This window comes from Parashewanella sp. 2210YD4-3, assembly GCF_056591735.1.
In genome coordinates this window covers 1-17179 of sequence record NZ_JBWQOG010000014.1, presented here as the reverse complement: position 1 = coordinate 17179, position 17179 = coordinate 1, and the positions used below count along the sequence as shown (strand labels likewise).

Genomic DNA, 17179 nt, shown 5'->3' with positions numbered 1-17179 from the left:
TGGGGCCTGACACCATCTACGCAGGATAAGTATAAAAACTTGATTAAGTCTTGCGACACCTACGGTCTTGGATGGAAACCTGTATACGCTCGAGCTGTATTACAGGCTTCAACCCTTCCTAATTCATGAGATTTACTCTGAATTAGGGGCGCAGATTATAAATCAATCGACGCCACTTGTATAGGGTCTGTTGATCTTTCGAGATTATTTTTGCAGCGATAAATTGGTTATCTTATGCAAGGCAGAGTTTGTGCGGTGTGGTTATTACCGACATACACAACTGTCGTTACTTCGTTTCCACATAAACAAACGATAACGTAGCAGAAGTGACCAATTTACGCTGTCTTCGATGCTTTTGAGCACTCCCTGTTCTGTGTTGTGACCAGCTTACTTAGATGACTAAGCTTCACTGCTCACGCCTTGAACTGAGAAGTGCTCAAATAGCACAAAATTTAATCCTGAAAGATCAACAGACCCTAGTCAGAAAACCTAAGTTTTCTGACTAAGAAATCATTAAGCGATTTCTAAAGAACCTTGCTCTACTGTTACACCTGCACCCATAGTGGTTGAGATAGTAACTTTCTTCATGAAGGTACCTTTTGCAGAAGCAGGCTTAGCTTTCTTAAGAGCAGCCAATAGCGCTTCTAGGTTCTCTTTCAATTGAGTAGGTTCGAAGTCCACTTTACCGATGGTAGTGTGGATGATACCGTTCTTGTCGTTACGGTAACGGACTTGACCTGCTTTCGCATTCTTAACCGCTTCAGCAACGTTAGGCGTAACAGTACCAGTCTTAGGGTTAGGCATTAGACCACGTGGGCCTAAGATTTGACCTAGTTGACCAACAACGCGCATTGCATCTGGAGAAGCAACTACTACGTCGAAGTTCATTTCGCCTGCTTTAACTTGAGCAGCTAAGTCATCCATACCCACAAGTTCAGCGCCGGCTTCTTTAGCCGCTTCTGCGTTAGCACCTTGAGTGAACACAGCAACACGAACTTCACGACCAGTACCGTGTGGTAGTACAGTTGCACCACGAACGTTTTGATCTGATTTACGAGCATCAATGCCTAGGTTAACAGCAACGTCTACACTCTCAACGAACTTAACCGTCGCTAGTTCTTTAAGAAGTGCTACAGCTTCGTTGATTTCGTAGTTTTGAGTCGAATCAACTTTTTCACGGATCACGCGCATGCGTTTAGTAAGCTTTGCCATTGTATTAACCCTCTACTACCAAACCCATTGAACGTGCAGTACCTTCGATAGAGCGAATCATCGCGTCTTCGTCAGCACCAGTCATATCAGCCGCTTTAACTTCAACAATTTCTGCTAGTTGAGCGCGAGTGATAGTTCCCACTTTTTCCGTATTAGGACGACCTGAGCCAGATTTGATCTTAGCTGCTTTCTTAAGTAAGAAAGACGCAGGTGGAGTCTTAGTTTCGAAAGTGAAAGAACGGTCGTTATATACAGTAATAACAACTGGGATTGGCATGCCCTTTTCCATTTTTTCTGTACGTGCGTTGAACGCCTTACAGAATTCCATGATGTTCACACCTTTTTGACCTAAAGCAGGACCAACTGGTGGTGATGGGTTGGCAGCGCCAGATTTAACTTGTAGCTTGATGTAGCCATCAATTTTCTTAGCCATTTTGACTTCCTCAGTTTGGGTTCAAACGCTATGCTGCGGTATGCAGACAGCTCCCCGTAAAACAACGGATGCGGATTATATAAAAATCCGCATCCGCATACAAATCTATTTTGTGCTAAATTTGAGCGCTGTTATATTACTCGAATTTAGTTTTTCTCAACTTGGCTGAAATCCAATTCAACCGGAGTAGAACGACCAAAGATCATTACTGATACTTTCATTCGGCTCTTCTCGTAATCCACTTCTTCAACGGTACCGTTAAAATCAGCAAATGGACCATCTGTAACGCGAACCACTTCACCTGGCTCAAACATTACGCGATGCGTTGGAGACTCAGTGGTTTCAGCAAGGCGCGCTAAAATCTTATCTGCTTCACGATCTGTAATCGGTGCAGGACGATCAGACGTACCACCAATGAAGCCCATTACACGTGGAATGCTTTTCACTAAGTGCCAGCTTTCATCGTTCATTTCCATTTGGACCAACACATAGCCCGGGAAGAACTTACGCTCGCTTTTACGGCGTTGACCCGCACGCATTTCAACCACTTCTTCTGTAGGTACTAATACCTCACCAAAGTAGTCTTCCATATTGTGCATTTTAATATGTTCAATCAGTGACTTGCATACTCGGTTTTCATAGCCTGAGAACGCTTGAACCACGTACCATCTTTTTTTAGCTTCAGTCGCTTCTGTCATGCTTGGTGCCTATACGCCAGTGATGAAATTGACAATCTTCATTAAACCCATGTCCAACAACCATAGTATTACTGCAAGAATACCGGTAGCAATTAGAACAATAAAAGTCGTATTAAGGGCTTCTTGACGAGTTGGCCACACCACTTTACGCACTTCAATGTGTGCTTCTTGAGCAAATTCTAATGCTTGCTTGCCTTTTGCCGTTTTCAAAGCAAACACACCAGCAATCGCAAAAGCAACTACCACAGCAATTGCACGAACCAAAACACTGGCTTCGCTGTACATTTGGTTACCAATTACGGCAGCAGCAATCAGGATAACCGCTATGCCCCATTTAACAAGGTCCAGAGCATTTCCCTGGTTTTCAGTATTCGTTGTCATCGGTTGTTTCCGTTACTCAATACGACCTGAGTGAAATCTAAAGTCTAAATACGTCTAAACACAATGAGCTAAATTCAATGTGTTATCAAACATGGATATTATCGAAATTTTCCGCAGCTTTTCTACAAAAACCTATGTGACGGGTAAAAAATCGGCCATAGATTGTATGCTTATTCCCGTTATCGATCAAGTTAACAACCATACTCTGAACCTTAATTTCGCTTCATTTATCAACAATTGTGAGTTGATGCATCCTAAAGATGTCTGTAATGTTATTGGCTCAAACTTAATGCTTAGTAAATTTTATAAACCTAAGCGACTTGGTTCAGTGCTTAAATGGCGATGATTGCGGATAATACCGCCATTAGCTTTCATTGCTATAAGTCTCTAGAACCATAGTCATTCGTACTCTCTCACGGATGAAATAATAATAAATACTTGTCAGTGAATTTATTAAACACTGCAAAATGGATATATGCACAATGAAAAAATCATTCTATTTAGCGCTGCTCAGCAGTGCTGTATTACTGAGCGCCTGTGGCGAAAAACCTAACCCTGAAATCACGCTAGCGCCTATCTCCGCGGATGTTCATTATCTTGCCAATGATGAGCTTAAAGGACGAGCAAGCTTCACCGAATATGCCGACAAAGCTGCAGAATATATTGCTTCTCGATTCAAAGAGGTTGGGTTAACACCTTACAAGGGCAGTTACCTACAATCGTTTTCCATTTATTTGCGAAGACCGATATCAACCAGCGTCAGCCTTAACAGCCAAGCAATCAACTTAAAGGACGTCGCTTTTGTTGCAGGAAAAGCGCAAATTGAGTGGCAAGACCCCAGTAAGCTTAACATTACCGTTGTCGGTGCCGATGATAGTCTTCGCGACGCTTTCAGAGCAGCCAATCAACAAGGCGGGGATCAATTGCTATTAGTTTCACCAGCTCAAGCCAAACTATTTAAGCGCTACAAGTCTTACTTTGAATACCCAAAAGCCAAAATGAGCAAAGACGATCAAGGCTCGTTGTTTGCTATATTGACCGATGATATCAAAGTCAACTCACTGAATATTAATGCTACCAGCGAGTTAGAAGAAAAGCCGCTTTCAAATGTAGTTGGTGTCTTACCCGCGAAAAAATCAAACACTGAATCCGTATTATTTTCCGCTCATTATGATCATCTGCCGCCTAAGTTCGCTGGCGATAAAGAAACCATTTTCAATGGCGCCGATGATAACGCTTCTGGCGTATCAGGGATCATCAGCCTAGCCAAGCACTTTGCTGCTTTAGGGAATAATAAACGCGATTTGATGTTCGTGGCTTTTGGTGCTGAAGAAATTGGGGGCTTTGGCTCAAAATATTTTTCAACGCACATTGACCCTAATAACATCGTTGCAATGATCAACCTTGAAATGATTGGCAAACCATCAAAGTTTGGTGCCGGTAAATTGTGGATGACGGGATACGAACGTTCTGATCTTGCTCAAATCATGAACCAGTCACTGAAATCCCTGAATACTGAAATTTACCCTGATCCCTATCCAAAACAAAATTTATTCTATCGTTCAGACAATGCAACGTTGGCCCGACTTGGGGTTCCAGCGCATAGCTTTAGTAGCACTCAAATCGACAAGGATGAACACTACCATCAGTCCACTGATGATGTATCTACCTTAGATTTGAAGTCCTTAACCCAAGTGGTTAAAACGGTCGCAATGGCAAGCCAGCCATTGGTTTCAGGTGAAGCCACACCAAGTAGAATCGATAAGCAACAAGTTAAACAAAGCGGTAAGATTTTCTAAATGATTAGCGAGCGTTCTCAGGCAGATTTTTGATTGAGAACGCCCTTAAACATCACTTTCATCTAGTACTCTGTCTAGAGGTTCATGCCAATCGTGTAAGGCTAAATCGAAGGTGCTGTTATGAATGGGCATCATAACTTTCCCTTTCAAATCTATATGTGCTTGTACACTTTGCTCCAACGCTTGTTATACACCCCTGTTTCAATAAAGGTAAGATCAAAGGGGCCACAGCTAATGGGTATAAAACCCAAGGTTAGCCTTATTGAGATGCGACGATTAACGAAAACCACTACCGAGCTATTTTTAAGCCATTATCGGAGCATGGGTTAAGCTCAATATAGGGCACTCCACTCGATGAAGTGCCTTAACGGTCGCCTAATTAAACGGCTCTCAAACAAAAAATTATATTAATTTTGTGGCTGATTTTCTTGGATCTGTCGATTTCGAGGTCGAATTTCCAGTAACGGCTTATCAGGATTAAGATCGTTCCTTCTATGACAGGCCTTTAACATCTGCTCTCTAAACTCGTAGATATCAAACAATGATGCGAAGAAATTTCTGACCGAAGCCACTGTCTGTACTGAACCATTAGGTTGAAACTTAAAGTTCATCACTAGTGCACGCTTAGCCGTATCTCTACCTTGTTCATTTCGCACTTGTACCCACACTCTAGCCGTCACATTTTGGTCGACCCCTTTTACTGTATTTAAATCTGCAATTGTCTGTAGCTTAGCGTCGTCTACTTGTAATCTATAGCGAGTAAAAAACACCCAGTATCTTTCTTTAACCCAGCGTGCAACAGGTGTGTCATAGCTTCCCAAGTTTTTAACTTCATAACCTTTGATCGAATGCTCTAAATTTTTCGAACGGTTCGTGCCGTAATATATTTGTGTCTGATCGGCAGCGTCAGCTTGTAAATTATTGTTTCTACGAAGAGCAACAGGGCTGTGTTGAGGGCTATTACTTTGGCTACTTTGATTACTGCCCGGTCTATGGGGAGGTTCATTGTCATATTGTTGAGGAGGAAGTTGCTGGTTACTATCTTGTCTTTCTACTGCCATCTGAGACTCCTATTTCAAATTCAATATTCTCTGTTGAACTAAAGTCTGACACCTTACTCTTGGCTCTCTCACAGGTATAATTAATTTTTGTTTGCCATCAACTACACCGTAACCACCTGATTTAAAGGTGTCTTTTAAATACAAAAGCTATATTTCAAGCAATACACCGCATTTGTTAGTCAGCATATTAATATTTGTTCATTTATACATTGGATTCTGTCGATTTTTGCTGATGACGTGCTGGCTTAACTGGCGGAACACTTGTAGAGGGAACACGCTCAACAGCTTCGTCTAATGATAGTGGCAGATCCGGCGGTTCTTGTTTATCTGCACCAGAAGATTGAGTAGATACATTGGTTTTTACTGGAGCACAATTGCTGTTAACAGCAGCTTGCGGATTAACAGGGGACGGATTGTCCTCTTCATCGCTTTGTTGATTATCCTCTACATCACTTACTTGTTGCGGAGGTGTATGAAACGCTATGGGTGAATCGGGAGTAAGAGGCCTTATCGAATATTCAACTACTAGGTTAGTTTCTGTTTCCGCTGCTGGTACTTGTCTTGTTGGTGTTTGAACAGGTTCATTTACAGTAATCTGCGCACTTACAATTGGGCGTTGTGAATTATAATCTTTTACAATAGCAGCCATCATGCCGCTTTTTTTGATCTCCCAGAACCCTATCCACGCTTTCAACAATTTTCCTGATTTATCCCATAGAAAAGCAACATCTTCCTCTTCAATGAGTTTTCCTTGTATGAATTCGACTGTCAGTGTATTTCCTTGGTATTTAGTTGTTTCGATGGCATCTAAAGCTGCATTAGTTAATGCTTTATACGGATCTCTTGGAGATGTGATATCCCAGTAAACAGTAAATGCACAAGAGTTTGGTCCAGCAACGGCCATACTCCCTCCTACCAATTATCTATACGGCTGAATATTGGCGTTTATCAGTAATGTACCCAACAGATAATAACTAATATCTTAGATTGGAATAGCTTATAAACTGAATATGAACACTTTTTATATATCTTCTGAAAATTAATATTAATTAATCTGTTCAGTCAAATAGGCATAAAAAAAGGCCGCCCGAGCGACCTTTTTTGTGTTTAACTAAATGTCGATATTACTCAACGATTTTAGCTACAACACCAGCACCAACAGTAAAACACGACCTCCGGCCACTTGCCAGAGCCAAGCGGCGTTCGCCTGCTATTTTTCAGCCATTGGGCTGAAAACCTTAACGCGCTCACCCTTCTAGTGAAACTGGTCGTACTGTTTATCTTAAATTACAGGCATTAAAAAAGGCCGCATACCGCGACCTTTTTCTGTGTTTAACTAAATGTCGATATTACTCAACGATTTTAGCTACAACACCAGCACCAACGGTACGACCACCTTCACGGATTGCGAAGCGTAAACCTTCGTCCATCGCGATTGGGCAGATTAGAGTAACAACCATCTTGATGTTGTCACCTGGCATTACCATTTCTACGCCTTCTGGTAGCTCGATAGTACCTGTTACGTCAGTTGTACGGAAGTAGAACTGTGGACGGTAGCCTTTGAAGAATGGAGTGTGACGTCCACCTTCTTCTTTCGAAAGTACGTATACTTCTGATTCGAAAGTGGTGTGTGGAGTGATTGAACCAGGCTGTGCCAATACTTGACCACGCTCAACTTCATCACGCTTAGTACCACGTAGTAGTACACCGCAGTTCTCACCTGCACGACCTTCGTCAAGCAGCTTACGGAACATTTCAACACCAGTACAAGTAGTAACTGTAGTATCTTTGATACCTACGATTTCTACTTCATCACCAACTTTGATGATACCGCGCTCAACACGACCAGTTACAACAGTACCACGGCCTTGGATTGAGAATACGTCTTCGATTGGAAGAATGAACGCACCGTCGATTGCACGCTCTGGCTCTGGAATGTAAGTATCAAGAGCGTTAGCTAGCTCAAGAATTTTCTCTTCCCACTGTGCTTCACCGTTTAGTGCGCCTAGTGCAGAACCTTGGATAACTGGTAGGTCATCACCTGGGAATTCATATTCAGATAGAAGTTCACGAACTTCCATTTCTACTAGCTCTAGAAGCTCTTCATCGTCAACCATGTCACATTTGTTCATGAATACGATGATGAAAGGTACGCCAACCTGACGTGAAAGCAGGATGTGCTCACGAGTTTGTGGCATTGGACCGTCAGTAGAAGCAACAACAAGAATTGCGCCGTCCATCTGTGCAGCACCAGTGATCATGTTTTTAACATAATCCGCGTGACCTGGGCAGTCTACGTGCGCGTAGTGACGAGTTTCTGTGTCATACTCGATGTGAGAAGTATTAATGGTAATACCGCGCTCACGCTCTTCTGGAGCGTTATCGATTTGTGCGAAGTCTTTAACGTCACCACCAAACTTTTTAGTTAAAACGTGTGAGATCGCTGCGGTTAGAGTAGTTTTACCGTGGTCAACGTGACCGATAGTACCAACGTTAACGTGCGGTTTGCTACGTTCAAATTTTTCTTTAGCCATGATATGCCTCAGTTCAACCTAATTTAAGGTAGTGAAAGTCAATATTTATATATAGCAAAACTTCGACGCAGTAATTTTGCATCGAACAATTTTTAGTTTCAAGGTAATGGAAGCTTGCATATAGAGGCTGGTGCTGATAGGCAGATTCGAACTGCCGACCTCACCCTTACCAAGGGTGCGCTCTACCAACTGAGCCATATCAGCAACTTGAAAATGGAGCGGGCGGCGGGAATCGAACCCGCGTTATCAGCTTGGAAGGCTGGAGTAATACCATTATACGACGCCCGCGCAACCTAAATAAGGCTACCAACTACCTAGAAGAATGAAATGGTGGAGGGAGAAGGATTCGAACCTTCGAAGGCGGAGCCGTCAGATTTACAGTCTGATCCCTTTGGCCACTCGGGAACCCCTCCATCAATGGTGCCGGCACCAAGAGTCGAACTCGGGACCTACTGATTACAAGTCAGTTGCTCTACCAACTGAGCTATGCCGGCGCATCATTTCGGAGTCGGATATTAGGTAAATGTCGCACTAAGTGCAATAGCAAATTGCAAAAATTCGCAAAAAAAGTGTTAAATGTTGCTTTTTTCGGCTTAAACCTTAAATATTGCTGAATATTTCACCTCAACCCAAAAGTCTTACATACCTATAGCCGTTAACGTTTCAAAAAAATTGTCGCCATGAAATGAATAAGGTAAGGTGCGACAAGTTTTTCTTATTATTTACTGTTAGTTGGAACTTCAATGATTTCTGCTCAATCGGCTTATCAGGCACTGTATTTCGCATTTCAGCGTCAACAATGGCGTCAGCTACGTAATGCCGTTCCATTGACATTAACCGAAACAGACCTAGAAAAGCTAAAAGGAATTAATGAGAGACTGTCATTATCAGAAGTCACCGATATTTATCTGCCAATGAGTCGCTTGCTTAACCTAATCGTTCAATCAAAGCAGCAGCGCAGTCAGGTTTTGGGTGAATTCCTTGAGCATACTTCCCCTAAAACTCCATATATTATTAGCATTGCGGGCAGTGTCGCCGTTGGTAAAAGTACAACGGCTCGTATTCTGCAAGCGTTATTACAGCATTGGCCAGAGCACCCCAAAGTTGAACTAGTCACTACTGACGGCTTTTTGTATCCCCTAAAAGATTTGAAGCAAAAAGGTTTAATGCAGAGAAAGGGTTTCCCTGAAAGTTACGATATGAAGATGCTCATTGATTTCATCTCTGATGTAAAATCGGGCAAGTCTAAAGTCAAAGCGCCTTTATATTCGCATATCAGTTATGACCGTTTACCTGATACATTTTTAGAAGTCGACCAACCTGACATCTTAATTTTAGAAGGGCTTAATGTTTTACAAACGGGGCTAGATACTGAAACGCCAGATCATCGGCCTTTCGTCTCAGATTTTGTCGATTTCTCTATTTATGTAGATGCCGATTACGACTTATTGAAGAAATGGTATGTTGATCGCTTCCTACAATTTAGAAGTGGCGCTTTTGCTAATAAGAATTCGTACTTTAACCATTACGCCAGCCTTAATGATGCAGCCGCGACTGATATTGCTGAAAACATTTGGGAAAGCATTAATGGCCCAAATCTTCTCAATAATATTTTACCCACGCGTGAACGGGCACATTTGATTTTACGTAAAGGGGAAGATCACTTGATGAATCAGGTGTTATTGAGAAAATAGTGATTAAAAAGTGTTATTCGTTTAAATACCATAACGGTTATATGTTGTTAGTGAAGTCTTGTGGCAAACTTTCCACAAATGGCATGGATTTTAATGGTACTCCTGCATAATTAAGCCTACTAATGCAGCGTTTAAGCCTACGCTCACCATCAGATCTATAGTTAAAATGGTCACTTAGCGCTTTTTGTAGACTCTCTGTAAACATTGAGTCATCGAGTTTTATACCTTTCCAGCAATATAACAGCCCTTTTTCAGGACAAAATAAATGAACATTATAACACTCAACAGCAGTGCCTTTTTTTATCTCAGTTTCTAAATACAAACTAGCACAGCAATCTTGATCGAAATCTTCAAAAACAACACAAACTCTTTCTTGCTTTAACATTGCAAACAACGATGAAAACTCTAAATCAACGTCAGTTACTTTCCCCAAATGGTATTGTTTACTTATATAAGTCCAGTAGTTTTTGCTATAGACTTCTGCGGATAGAGCAAAGTAGCCATAAGGCTCTCTTAGTTCTGCATAACGCAGAAAATCTGCAGGTTCGCTATGCTTAGCACACCAACGAGCATAATGAATGGCTAACCCAAAATGGCAATACTCCGATATACTGGTTTGAATAACTGACAGTTCTGCGCCCTTAGAACGTAAAGCATCTAACATTTTATTTTGACAATAAAAATCACCAACTAGACATCCACCAGTATCAGACCGATGGCTATCCGCGTAATTTAACCCTCTGAACTTATCTAACGCTAATGATGCAGGCATCTCTTGGCTAAACCGAGAATAAGTCTTTACATAACGGTCAATCTCATCTCTATCTTCCTGACTCAACACCAACTCACTCAATAAAGCAGGGAACCTTATTTGGATCATCGCTAATATTTTGTATAGTTTTGGGTGACCAGAATCATAATATGGTTTCATTTTAGCGATAAAGGCCTGTGCGATGCTTGGTTGGCAACATAAAAATACCATCCCTTGCACAATATCCCATTGCTGATCCCTATCCAAATAACTCAACTTTGCGGCAGGGATTTCATCCCAAACCTTCTCAGCTAAACTAGGCCACTGGCAGGCAACAAAGGCTTTTACTTCAAACCCAATTTGTTTGGCTGCAACAGGGTGTGACAACAAAGCCATCGCATTTTTTTCATCACAATGACAAGCTCTAGCTAGGGCTAATCGATCTCTTATTCGAAGGGGTTTATCAGAGGCTAACCTTTCAAGTAACTCAGGTTGAAATGGTACTATTTGCAAATAAATGTATATGGGAAGACATTGATAAAAATCCTCAGAAAGTTTGGCACCTTGTTTAATTGAAAACGCAACCAACTCTGTAGGTGTAAAATGATCAGGGTTTTCCTGCACTACCTCACGTACTATTTTTTCTGGATATGGATCTCTAAGCAAAGAATAGGGCTGTGTAAGCAACTTTTTTTTGAGCGCCAGTTCTACTTTTTGTTTTTTTTCGAGTTGGGCATTTAATTTGACGAATTTGATATTCAATTTTTGCGCAAAAGATCTTATGTAACTCAAGTCGCCATCTGCTAGTAAACAAAGTTTTTCCTCTATTTGCTCGAATAACGGCTTTGACACCTCTGTTATTTTCAGAAATTCAGTTTGGCCTTTCGCCATTACGCTTTGATATATTGCAAAACAGCGTAACCCTGCTTCACATAACAGCTCTATATTTTTCTTTTCAATCAATTCAATTTCTGCCCCCCCATTGCTATCACAGAGCACAAAGCCATCCGAAACATCGGTATGTTTCAACCTTTCCTGAATGACGCGACAGCATAAACCAAAATATTTCCTTACAAATTTCGAATCAGGTTCGATCTCAACAAGAGTAGTTATTACAAGTGCTAAATTATTCATTTGCTCTGCACTGGGAAACGGAACCGGTTTACCTGGCATCTGTGTCTGAACGAAAGAAAAAAGACTAGCCAATTTGATAATAGGATTGTTTGTTCTAGATCTTTCTGTTGGCATCAATTGGGTTTCGGTAGGAACCAATGTTGAGTGGTTCAATAAAAACGTTCCAAGCTCATCGTATGACTCATTTGATAAAAACTTGAGCTTACTGCGGTGTAATTGAAATAGAGTCATCGCCGAGTTTAACGAAGATTTCTCATTGACTTCTCCAAGTATAAGCAAGTTATAAAGAACATTAATTTCGTGTTCAGGAGCTCCGTTTAATGCCCATAAAAATAGGGAGTGAGCGAATTCAGGAAACGCTTGATTGACTTGTTCTAATTCATCTAAAGTCAATGAGAAAACTTGATAGTAATAACGGGAGTCTACACTAGGAATCGTTCTTTGCTCATGAGCACGCTGAGTCAAGCTCCTCATAGATTCAGAACATCGCTTATTCAGTCCACCCGAACGTGGGAAGAAGTCACAAACCTTGAGTAACAGTGATTGTATCTTCGCTTTTTTTTCAGCTGGAAGTCGCTCCCTTTCATACGCAGTATTCGGTTCAAAAAGCTCAAATAAAACAACCGATAAAAGTTCAGGTCGTATCAGTATAAGCTCAAATAATTGATCAGTTGTTAGTGTATCTAGAACATCATCAAAACAATCATTAGTTACTAATTCGCCAAAAAATTCAGCCAATTCTCGGCGTTGTGTAGGTGAGCCGGCATCTAAAAGTCGAATAAAATCCTTATAAAATTGCTTGTTTTCCGATCTGTAAGGTTCACTAAAACAATCAACGAAGCGGAAAGCTTGCCAGCGGAGAGCATCAACGCTTTTCTTGGGAACCTGATCATAACTTGGTGGTTGATTGCAATGATCATTGCTAACTGCCATCGTACTTGCTCTGTAGGGCTAAATACTATAAGTGTATTCAACACACATTAACTCACGCCTATAGATTGAATTAACATTACTTTATATCGCACTATTGCTCCCTGTTTTTGACCTGAGGCTAATTTCCCCTCCAACAAACGACTTCAACTCACCACCAGTTTCTAACAAGATTCCACCCTGTTCATCAATACCACGACAAATACCTTCAACGTAGTTATCGGCCATTTCAAGGCGAATAACTTGGCCGTGATATAAATCCGTTTGCTGCCAACGAGATAAAAACGGCTTGAGTCCATGTGATTCAAACACTTTGAGGTCACTGACTAACTGCTGATGAAAGGCAATAGCAAAAGCCGTTTTACTGGATAAGTCCGCATTGGTTAAGTCTGACCAAGGTTGGTCAATTTGTTCCGCTGAATTGGATGGCATCACAAAATTAACACCAACACCCACAACGATTTGGCATTCACCATCCGCTTGCCCAGACATTTCGACTAAGATCCCAGCCAGTTTTTTACCATTAAGGTAAACATCGTTTGGCCATTTTACGGCTAAGCCATCAACTCCTAATTGTTCTAAAGCAGTAACCAAAGAGCAGCCAACGACGAGTGATAACCCCATCGCTTGTGCAATACCTTTTTCGAAATTCCAAAATAATGAACCATAAAAGTGGCTTCCATAGGGCGACACCCAATTTCGACCTCGACGACCTCGGCCAGCCGTTTGATGTTCAGCAATACAGATATCACCAGAGTTCAATTCATTAGCATGCTTCATAACAAAGCTGTTAGTGGAATCAATTTCATCAAAATAAAAACAACGACTTTGGATCCCTTTCAGTAACTCAGTTGCATCCATCAAGGGGACGGGCTTCTGTAACTTATAGCCTTTACCTTTTACGCTGAAGATCTCTACACCAAGCGCTTCAAGTGCATCAATATGATTACTGATGGTCATCCGGCTTACCCCCAGCTGATTCGCTAATGCTTCACCCGAAATAAAGCCTTGATGATGACTCAATGCCGTTAAGATTTGTCTACGACGTTGCCATTGTTCAGCCATGAATAGTGATCTCCCCGTGTTGTCCGATTAACCGTGGCTCTGGCTCTAACTCAACGCCAAAGGTGTGTTTGATCCGCTCAATAATATTACGAGCAAGTTTAATAATATCCTCACCCGTCGCTTGTCCGCAATTGACCAAAACCAATGCTTGTTTATCGTGAACCGCCGCTTTACCTATGCGATAACCTTTCAGATCCGCTTTATCAATTAACCAGCCAGCCGCCAGTTTCATATCATTATTATGAGGATAAGCCACAATATCAGGAAAGCGTGCATGTAAATTCTTAAATCGTTCGACACTCACGATAGGATTTTTAAAAAAGCTGCCGACATTCCCCAATACCTTAGGATCGGGCAGTTTTTGTTGCCTAACCTGACAAACTAGGTCAAATATTTCTCGTGCCGTCACCGTATTCTGATCAAGCTGCTGCAAAGGACCATAATTCAAAACTGGCTGCCAGTTTTTACTCAATTTCAAACCCACTTGGGTGATCACAACTTTCCCTTTAAGTTCTTGCTTAAAGATAGAATCCCGATACCCAAACTGACACTCTTCAGCCGTTAACCTTGTAACCAATTGCGTGGTGGCATCCATAAATTCAACCCAATCACACAGCTGACAAAACTCAACCCCATAAGCCCCGATATTCTGTATTGGTGCTGCGCCAACAGTACCGGGAATGAGCGCAAGATTCTCAAGCCCATCGATCTCATGCTCTAAGCAATACTCCACTAATTGGTGCCAATCTTCCCCTGCGGCGATAGATAGAAAATGGAATCTTTCATCCTCAGCATGGACAATGCCTTTGAGATTTATCTTTAACACAACACCATTAAAATCTTCACACAACACAAGGTTACTACCACCACCTAGCACAAACCAAGGTGATGGTTTCATAGAAAGCTTTTTAAGTTGCTTCTCCAACTCTGCTTCACTAGTGATAGTCAACAGTTCAGTACAGGATTGGTTTAGTCCCAGCGTATTATATGGAAGTAACGAAATTTGGCTTGATGTCATAATGACTAATATTGGCAAATAACAGCCATTGTACTGACTCAATAGCTGTTTTTCAGTATTTGTGGTTAATTTTGTTGCTGTTGTATGTAGTTTCGTAGGCGATTTAAAAAATAGCCTGCCCCTAAAACTGAAAATACAGCTTTAGTGATATCGATCCAGTCTGACGTTGGATCGTTTGGATTAAACACAAAGTATCCTAAGTTATACCCTGTAATACCTATGAATCCTATGGCCATAATGAAATAGAACAATAACTTATGCATTTAATGTATTCCTTTAACTTAGGCTTAATGTTAGGCCTGCACCCAAAATTACCCCCGTAAATAATGACAAACCAATTAACCAATAGTTAGTCCTCTTTCCTATAACTTCAGAAATCATCGGTTTATTACTGGTTAATTTCACTATCATAGAGATTTCAACATCGAACGCTGATGCTATTCCCATTGCCGTATCGTTTGAAGCGTTTCCATAACGCTCAACACGTTGGATGGTGCGTAAACTGACACCACAAACGTCAGCTAAATGTTGTTGAGTCCAGCCTTTTGCTAATCGATATTCTTTGATTGTTTTTGCATTAACATCCACGTTATTACTTCCCTAGTCCATTAACTGAAAAACGTTTCTGTAATAAATCCCAACAATATGCCTGAGGCAAATCCAACCATAAGCCAAATAAGAAACGTTTTTATTAATTGTTTTTTGGATTGCCTTTGGGAACCTTTTGGATACTTATAAGCAATTGCCTGTGTATCAACATGTGTGCCGTTTTCTACTAATGTACACTCTAAATGCCCCTTGAGAATATTAATCATATTAAATTCAATTTCGTAAGTAACATTATCAATATCAAACTGATGCAGCGATTTACGTCGATAGGAGCGCTTTTCGCTCACAACCTCACCATCAACTTTTATAACTTCTTTCCCTGTCCAGCCCGATCCCCAAGTCGAAATTTTTATTCCTTTCACATCAAACGCAAATGTGTAGCCCTCTGTTAAAAGTTCATTGCCTTTGAATTGTACTTCATTACTCATATCCATTTCCTTGTAAGCGTATGCCTAGCCCTTAGACTAAATAGATCATCTAAATCAGAAAGGTCAGTCATATGACATGGCATCAAAATATCATATGACACGTATATGCCACTACAACAAAATCAATGGGTTAACTATTTTTATGTTACAGAGTCATGGACTTATTTTTATCGGATGGCTTTAACTTTGTATTTGTTTACATTGCCATAGTTCAAACTGAAATTATCAATCAGCGATTCGTTATGACTTGAGAATCAAGCAACCATTCCATTAGTTAAAAATATACGTATCACTGTTAAGCCACAGTTAAGCAGGTCAGGTCTACGGTGCTAATTAAAAGCGTTAAAAATTGGGGAATAAAAATGAATACTCGTTCAATACTATTTATCGCAGCAATAGTTACGTCAGCCTGTAGTTATGCACAAGATACACAGACAACACAACAAACAGTTACAGTAACCAACTTCGCGAATTACAAATCAGGGCAGGAATTTTGCGATAACTTGATAAGTAACAATCCAAATGTGAAATCATGTATGCCAATTTACAATCAAAACAGTCAGGCTTTTCTCAATGTTAAAACGAAAGAAACGGGCAACCTAGTGCCTGTTGTACCCGGTACTGTTTTTACTATTGATTATTACCATGAAAAAGATTCATTCAATATTGTTGTCACTAATGCCGTTGCGAATAAAGTGATTTATACAGGGCCTGTCTATGACATGATTGGGATCAAGTGCGATTACACTAGCTGTAAACCTTGGAAATAGTGAAAGGTCAGAATGTCATGCAAGGTAAAAGTTTATTTATAGTGGCAACGATATGCCTTTCATCGAATTGTTATCCGAATACGCCAACAATCCAGAATGCATTACCTGAGAATAATTTTATAACCTTTAATTCAGGGCAAGCGTATTGTGACTATCAAATGGCTTATGATCCCAATATTAAAGCATGTATGCCGATATACAATAAAAATTCCCATGCCAGCATTACCACACAATTAAAGGAGGGGGCTCCAAGTCAAACGATTGCCCCAGGAAATATATTGCCTTCATATTTTTTTGACAACACTGAATCATTTAACATCATTGTTAAAAATGTTGATTCTAATAAAACGATATACATAGGACCTGTATACACCATCGTAGGATTAGCTTGTGATTATACGAGCTGTAAGCCTTGGAATTAGTTCTAGCAGAAGATTTATTCAATAAGAAAGATATTTTCTATGAAAAATAGAGTCTGAGGAGCAATCTAATGAAATTTAATCTAAAGGGATAATTTGCAAAACAGATACAGAATGCACCCGTTGGGAATAAAGCTATAAAAACCAATACAAAAAAAGCCTTACTCCACATGGGAAATGATGCATGCAAACAACGCATGCTACTTTTATATTCCCCATGCTCGGTATATTTATTGTCAAAGC

18 protein-coding genes, 4 tRNA genes and 1 pseudogene are annotated in these 17179 nt (G+C 40.7%); 5 read left to right on the top strand and 18 right to left on the bottom strand.

Annotation, left to right across the window (positions count from 1 at the left end):
- Positions 1 to 513 precede the first annotated feature (513 nt).
- From rplA to secE, 4 genes are all read right to left on the bottom strand, one after another.
- On the bottom strand, positions 514 to 1212 hold the full coding sequence (gene rplA / locus AC1EU0_RS17280; RefSeq protein ID WP_480303812.1) for a 50S ribosomal protein L1: 699 nt from the start codon (positions 1210 to 1212) through the stop codon (positions 514 to 516).
- Between the two features lie 4 nt (positions 1213 to 1216).
- Positions 1217 to 1645, bottom strand: a complete 429-nt coding sequence (rplK, locus tag AC1EU0_RS17275) for a 50S ribosomal protein L11 (protein ID WP_480303811.1) — start codon at positions 1643 to 1645, stop codon at positions 1217 to 1219.
- A gap of 146 nt (positions 1646 to 1791) precedes the next feature.
- A complete protein-coding gene (nusG, locus tag AC1EU0_RS17270) occupies positions 1792 to 2343 on the bottom strand; it encodes a transcription termination/antitermination protein NusG (RefSeq protein WP_480303810.1) in 552 nt (183 codons plus the stop codon).
- 9 nt (positions 2344 to 2352) lie between these two features.
- A complete protein-coding gene (secE, locus tag AC1EU0_RS17265) occupies positions 2353 to 2724 on the bottom strand; it encodes a preprotein translocase subunit SecE (RefSeq protein WP_480303809.1) in 372 nt (123 codons plus the stop codon).
- 91 nt (positions 2725 to 2815) lie between these two features.
- On the opposite strand from secE, the gene AC1EU0_RS17260 reads away from it, so the two are divergent.
- Positions 2816 to 3070 carry a hypothetical protein gene (locus AC1EU0_RS17260; protein WP_480303808.1) on the top strand — a complete coding sequence of 85 codons (255 nt, stop codon included), beginning with the start codon at positions 2816 to 2818 and terminating at the stop codon, positions 3068 to 3070.
- Positions 3071 to 3206: 136 nt separating this feature from the next.
- Positions 3207 to 4523: a M28 family metallopeptidase gene (locus tag AC1EU0_RS17255; protein ID WP_480303807.1), complete on the top strand. Its 1317-nt coding sequence runs from the start codon at positions 3207 to 3209 to the stop codon at positions 4521 to 4523.
- Positions 4524 to 4589: 66 nt separating this feature from the next.
- Here the strand turns inward: AC1EU0_RS17255 and AC1EU0_RS17250 are convergent.
- From AC1EU0_RS17250 to AC1EU0_RS17215, 8 genes and pseudogenes are all read right to left on the bottom strand, one after another.
- Positions 4590 to 4750 (bottom strand): annotated as a pseudogene (locus AC1EU0_RS17250) (MBL fold metallo-hydrolase); the annotation flags it as partial.
- A 180-nt stretch (positions 4751 to 4930) separates the two neighbouring features.
- Positions 4931 to 5584, bottom strand: a complete 654-nt coding sequence (locus AC1EU0_RS17245; protein ID WP_480303806.1) for a hypothetical protein — start codon at positions 5582 to 5584, stop codon at positions 4931 to 4933.
- 202 nt (positions 5585 to 5786) lie between these two features.
- Positions 5787 to 6488, bottom strand: a complete 702-nt coding sequence (locus AC1EU0_RS17240) for a hypothetical protein (protein WP_480303805.1) — start codon at positions 6486 to 6488, stop codon at positions 5787 to 5789.
- A 445-nt stretch (positions 6489 to 6933) separates the two neighbouring features.
- Positions 6934 to 8118 (bottom strand): elongation factor Tu, encoded by a 1185-nt coding sequence (tuf, locus tag AC1EU0_RS17235; RefSeq protein ID WP_480303804.1) that lies wholly within the window; start codon positions 8116 to 8118, stop codon positions 6934 to 6936.
- 128 nt (positions 8119 to 8246) lie between these two features.
- Positions 8247 to 8322, bottom strand: a tRNA-Thr gene (locus tag AC1EU0_RS17230).
- A gap of 10 nt (positions 8323 to 8332) precedes the next feature.
- Positions 8333 to 8406: transfer RNA gene (locus tag AC1EU0_RS17225), tRNA-Gly, on the bottom strand.
- 40 nt (positions 8407 to 8446) lie between these two features.
- Positions 8447 to 8531 (bottom strand) — tRNA-Tyr (locus AC1EU0_RS17220).
- A 5-nt stretch (positions 8532 to 8536) separates the two neighbouring features.
- Positions 8537 to 8612: transfer RNA gene (locus AC1EU0_RS17215), tRNA-Thr, on the bottom strand.
- Between the two features lie 249 nt (positions 8613 to 8861).
- Here AC1EU0_RS17215 and coaA point away from each other — a divergent pair.
- Positions 8862 to 9812 (top strand): type I pantothenate kinase, encoded by a 951-nt coding sequence (gene coaA / locus AC1EU0_RS17210; RefSeq protein WP_480303803.1) that lies wholly within the window; start codon positions 8862 to 8864, stop codon positions 9810 to 9812.
- A 37-nt stretch (positions 9813 to 9849) separates the two neighbouring features.
- Here the strand turns inward: coaA and AC1EU0_RS17205 are convergent, their stop codons facing one another.
- From AC1EU0_RS17205 to AC1EU0_RS17180, 6 genes are all read right to left on the bottom strand, one after another.
- Positions 9850 to 12630, bottom strand: a complete 2781-nt coding sequence (locus AC1EU0_RS17205) for a hypothetical protein (protein ID WP_480303802.1) — start codon at positions 12628 to 12630, stop codon at positions 9850 to 9852.
- A gap of 81 nt (positions 12631 to 12711) precedes the next feature.
- Positions 12712 to 13692: a bifunctional biotin--[acetyl-CoA-carboxylase] ligase/biotin operon repressor BirA gene (gene birA / locus AC1EU0_RS17200; protein ID WP_480303801.1), complete on the bottom strand. Its 981-nt coding sequence runs from the start codon at positions 13690 to 13692 to the stop codon at positions 12712 to 12714.
- A complete protein-coding gene (gene murB / locus AC1EU0_RS17195; protein ID WP_480303800.1) occupies positions 13685 to 14710 on the bottom strand; it encodes a UDP-N-acetylmuramate dehydrogenase in 1026 nt (341 codons plus the stop codon). Before murB ends, birA begins: the two co-directional genes overlap by 8 nt.
- 65 nt (positions 14711 to 14775) lie before the next feature.
- Complete coding sequence (locus AC1EU0_RS17190) at positions 14776 to 14973, bottom strand: hypothetical protein (protein ID WP_480303799.1); 198 nt, start codon at positions 14971 to 14973, stop codon at positions 14776 to 14778.
- Positions 14974 to 14986: 13 nt separating this feature from the next.
- Entirely contained in the window at positions 14987 to 15298 is a 312-nt protein-coding gene (locus tag AC1EU0_RS17185; protein WP_480303798.1) for a helix-turn-helix transcriptional regulator, read from the bottom strand.
- A gap of 20 nt (positions 15299 to 15318) precedes the next feature.
- Positions 15319 to 15747 (bottom strand): hypothetical protein, encoded by a 429-nt coding sequence (locus tag AC1EU0_RS17180; RefSeq protein ID WP_480303797.1) that lies wholly within the window; start codon positions 15745 to 15747, stop codon positions 15319 to 15321.
- A gap of 362 nt (positions 15748 to 16109) precedes the next feature.
- Here AC1EU0_RS17180 and AC1EU0_RS17175 point away from each other — a divergent pair, with 362 nt between their 5' ends.
- On the top strand, positions 16110 to 16517 hold the full coding sequence (locus AC1EU0_RS17175; RefSeq protein WP_480303796.1) for a hypothetical protein: 408 nt from the start codon (positions 16110 to 16112) through the stop codon (positions 16515 to 16517).
- 17 nt (positions 16518 to 16534) lie between these two features.
- Entirely contained in the window at positions 16535 to 16939 is a 405-nt protein-coding gene (locus tag AC1EU0_RS17170) for a hypothetical protein (protein ID WP_480303795.1), read from the top strand.
- Positions 16940 to 17179: the final 240 nt, after the last annotated feature.

Excerpts from the sequence above, each read along its gene's own strand:
- rplA (WP_480303812.1), bottom strand. The coding sequence starts at position 1,212 with ATGGCAAAGCTTACTAAACGCATGCGCGTGATCCGTGAAAAAGTTGAT.
- birA (WP_480303801.1), bottom strand. The coding sequence starts at position 13,692 with ATGGCTGAACAATGGCAACGTCGTAGACAAATCTTAACGGCATTGAGT.
- murB (WP_480303800.1), bottom strand. The coding sequence starts at position 14,710 with ATGACATCAAGCCAAATTTCGTTACTTCCATATAATACGCTGGGACTA.
- nusG (WP_480303810.1), bottom strand. The coding sequence starts at position 2,343 with ATGACAGAAGCGACTGAAGCTAAAAAAAGATGGTACGTGGTTCAAGCG.
- AC1EU0_RS17190 (WP_480303799.1), bottom strand. The coding sequence starts at position 14,973 with ATGCATAAGTTATTGTTCTATTTCATTATGGCCATAGGATTCATAGGT.
- AC1EU0_RS17180 (WP_480303797.1), bottom strand. The coding sequence starts at position 15,747 with ATGAGTAATGAAGTACAATTCAAAGGCAATGAACTTTTAACAGAGGGC.
- AC1EU0_RS17240 (WP_480303805.1), bottom strand. The coding sequence starts at position 6,488 with ATGGCCGTTGCTGGACCAAACTCTTGTGCATTTACTGTTTACTGGGAT.
- AC1EU0_RS17260 (WP_480303808.1), top strand. The coding sequence starts at position 2,816 with ATGGATATTATCGAAATTTTCCGCAGCTTTTCTACAAAAACCTATGTG.
- AC1EU0_RS17205 (WP_480303802.1), bottom strand. The coding sequence starts at position 12,630 with ATGGCAGTTAGCAATGATCATTGCAATCAACCACCAAGTTATGATCAG.
- tuf (WP_480303804.1), bottom strand. The coding sequence starts at position 8,118 with ATGGCTAAAGAAAAATTTGAACGTAGCAAACCGCACGTTAACGTTGGT.
- AC1EU0_RS17245 (WP_480303806.1), bottom strand. The coding sequence starts at position 5,584 with ATGGCAGTAGAAAGACAAGATAGTAACCAGCAACTTCCTCCTCAACAA.
- rplK (WP_480303811.1), bottom strand. The coding sequence starts at position 1,645 with ATGGCTAAGAAAATTGATGGCTACATCAAGCTACAAGTTAAATCTGGC.
- AC1EU0_RS17255 (WP_480303807.1), top strand. The coding sequence starts at position 3,207 with ATGAAAAAATCATTCTATTTAGCGCTGCTCAGCAGTGCTGTATTACTG.
- AC1EU0_RS17175 (WP_480303796.1), top strand. The coding sequence starts at position 16,110 with ATGAATACTCGTTCAATACTATTTATCGCAGCAATAGTTACGTCAGCC.
- AC1EU0_RS17170 (WP_480303795.1), top strand. The coding sequence starts at position 16,535 with ATGCAAGGTAAAAGTTTATTTATAGTGGCAACGATATGCCTTTCATCG.
- secE (WP_480303809.1), bottom strand. The coding sequence starts at position 2,724 with ATGACAACGAATACTGAAAACCAGGGAAATGCTCTGGACCTTGTTAAA.
- coaA (WP_480303803.1), top strand. The coding sequence starts at position 8,862 with ATGATTTCTGCTCAATCGGCTTATCAGGCACTGTATTTCGCATTTCAG.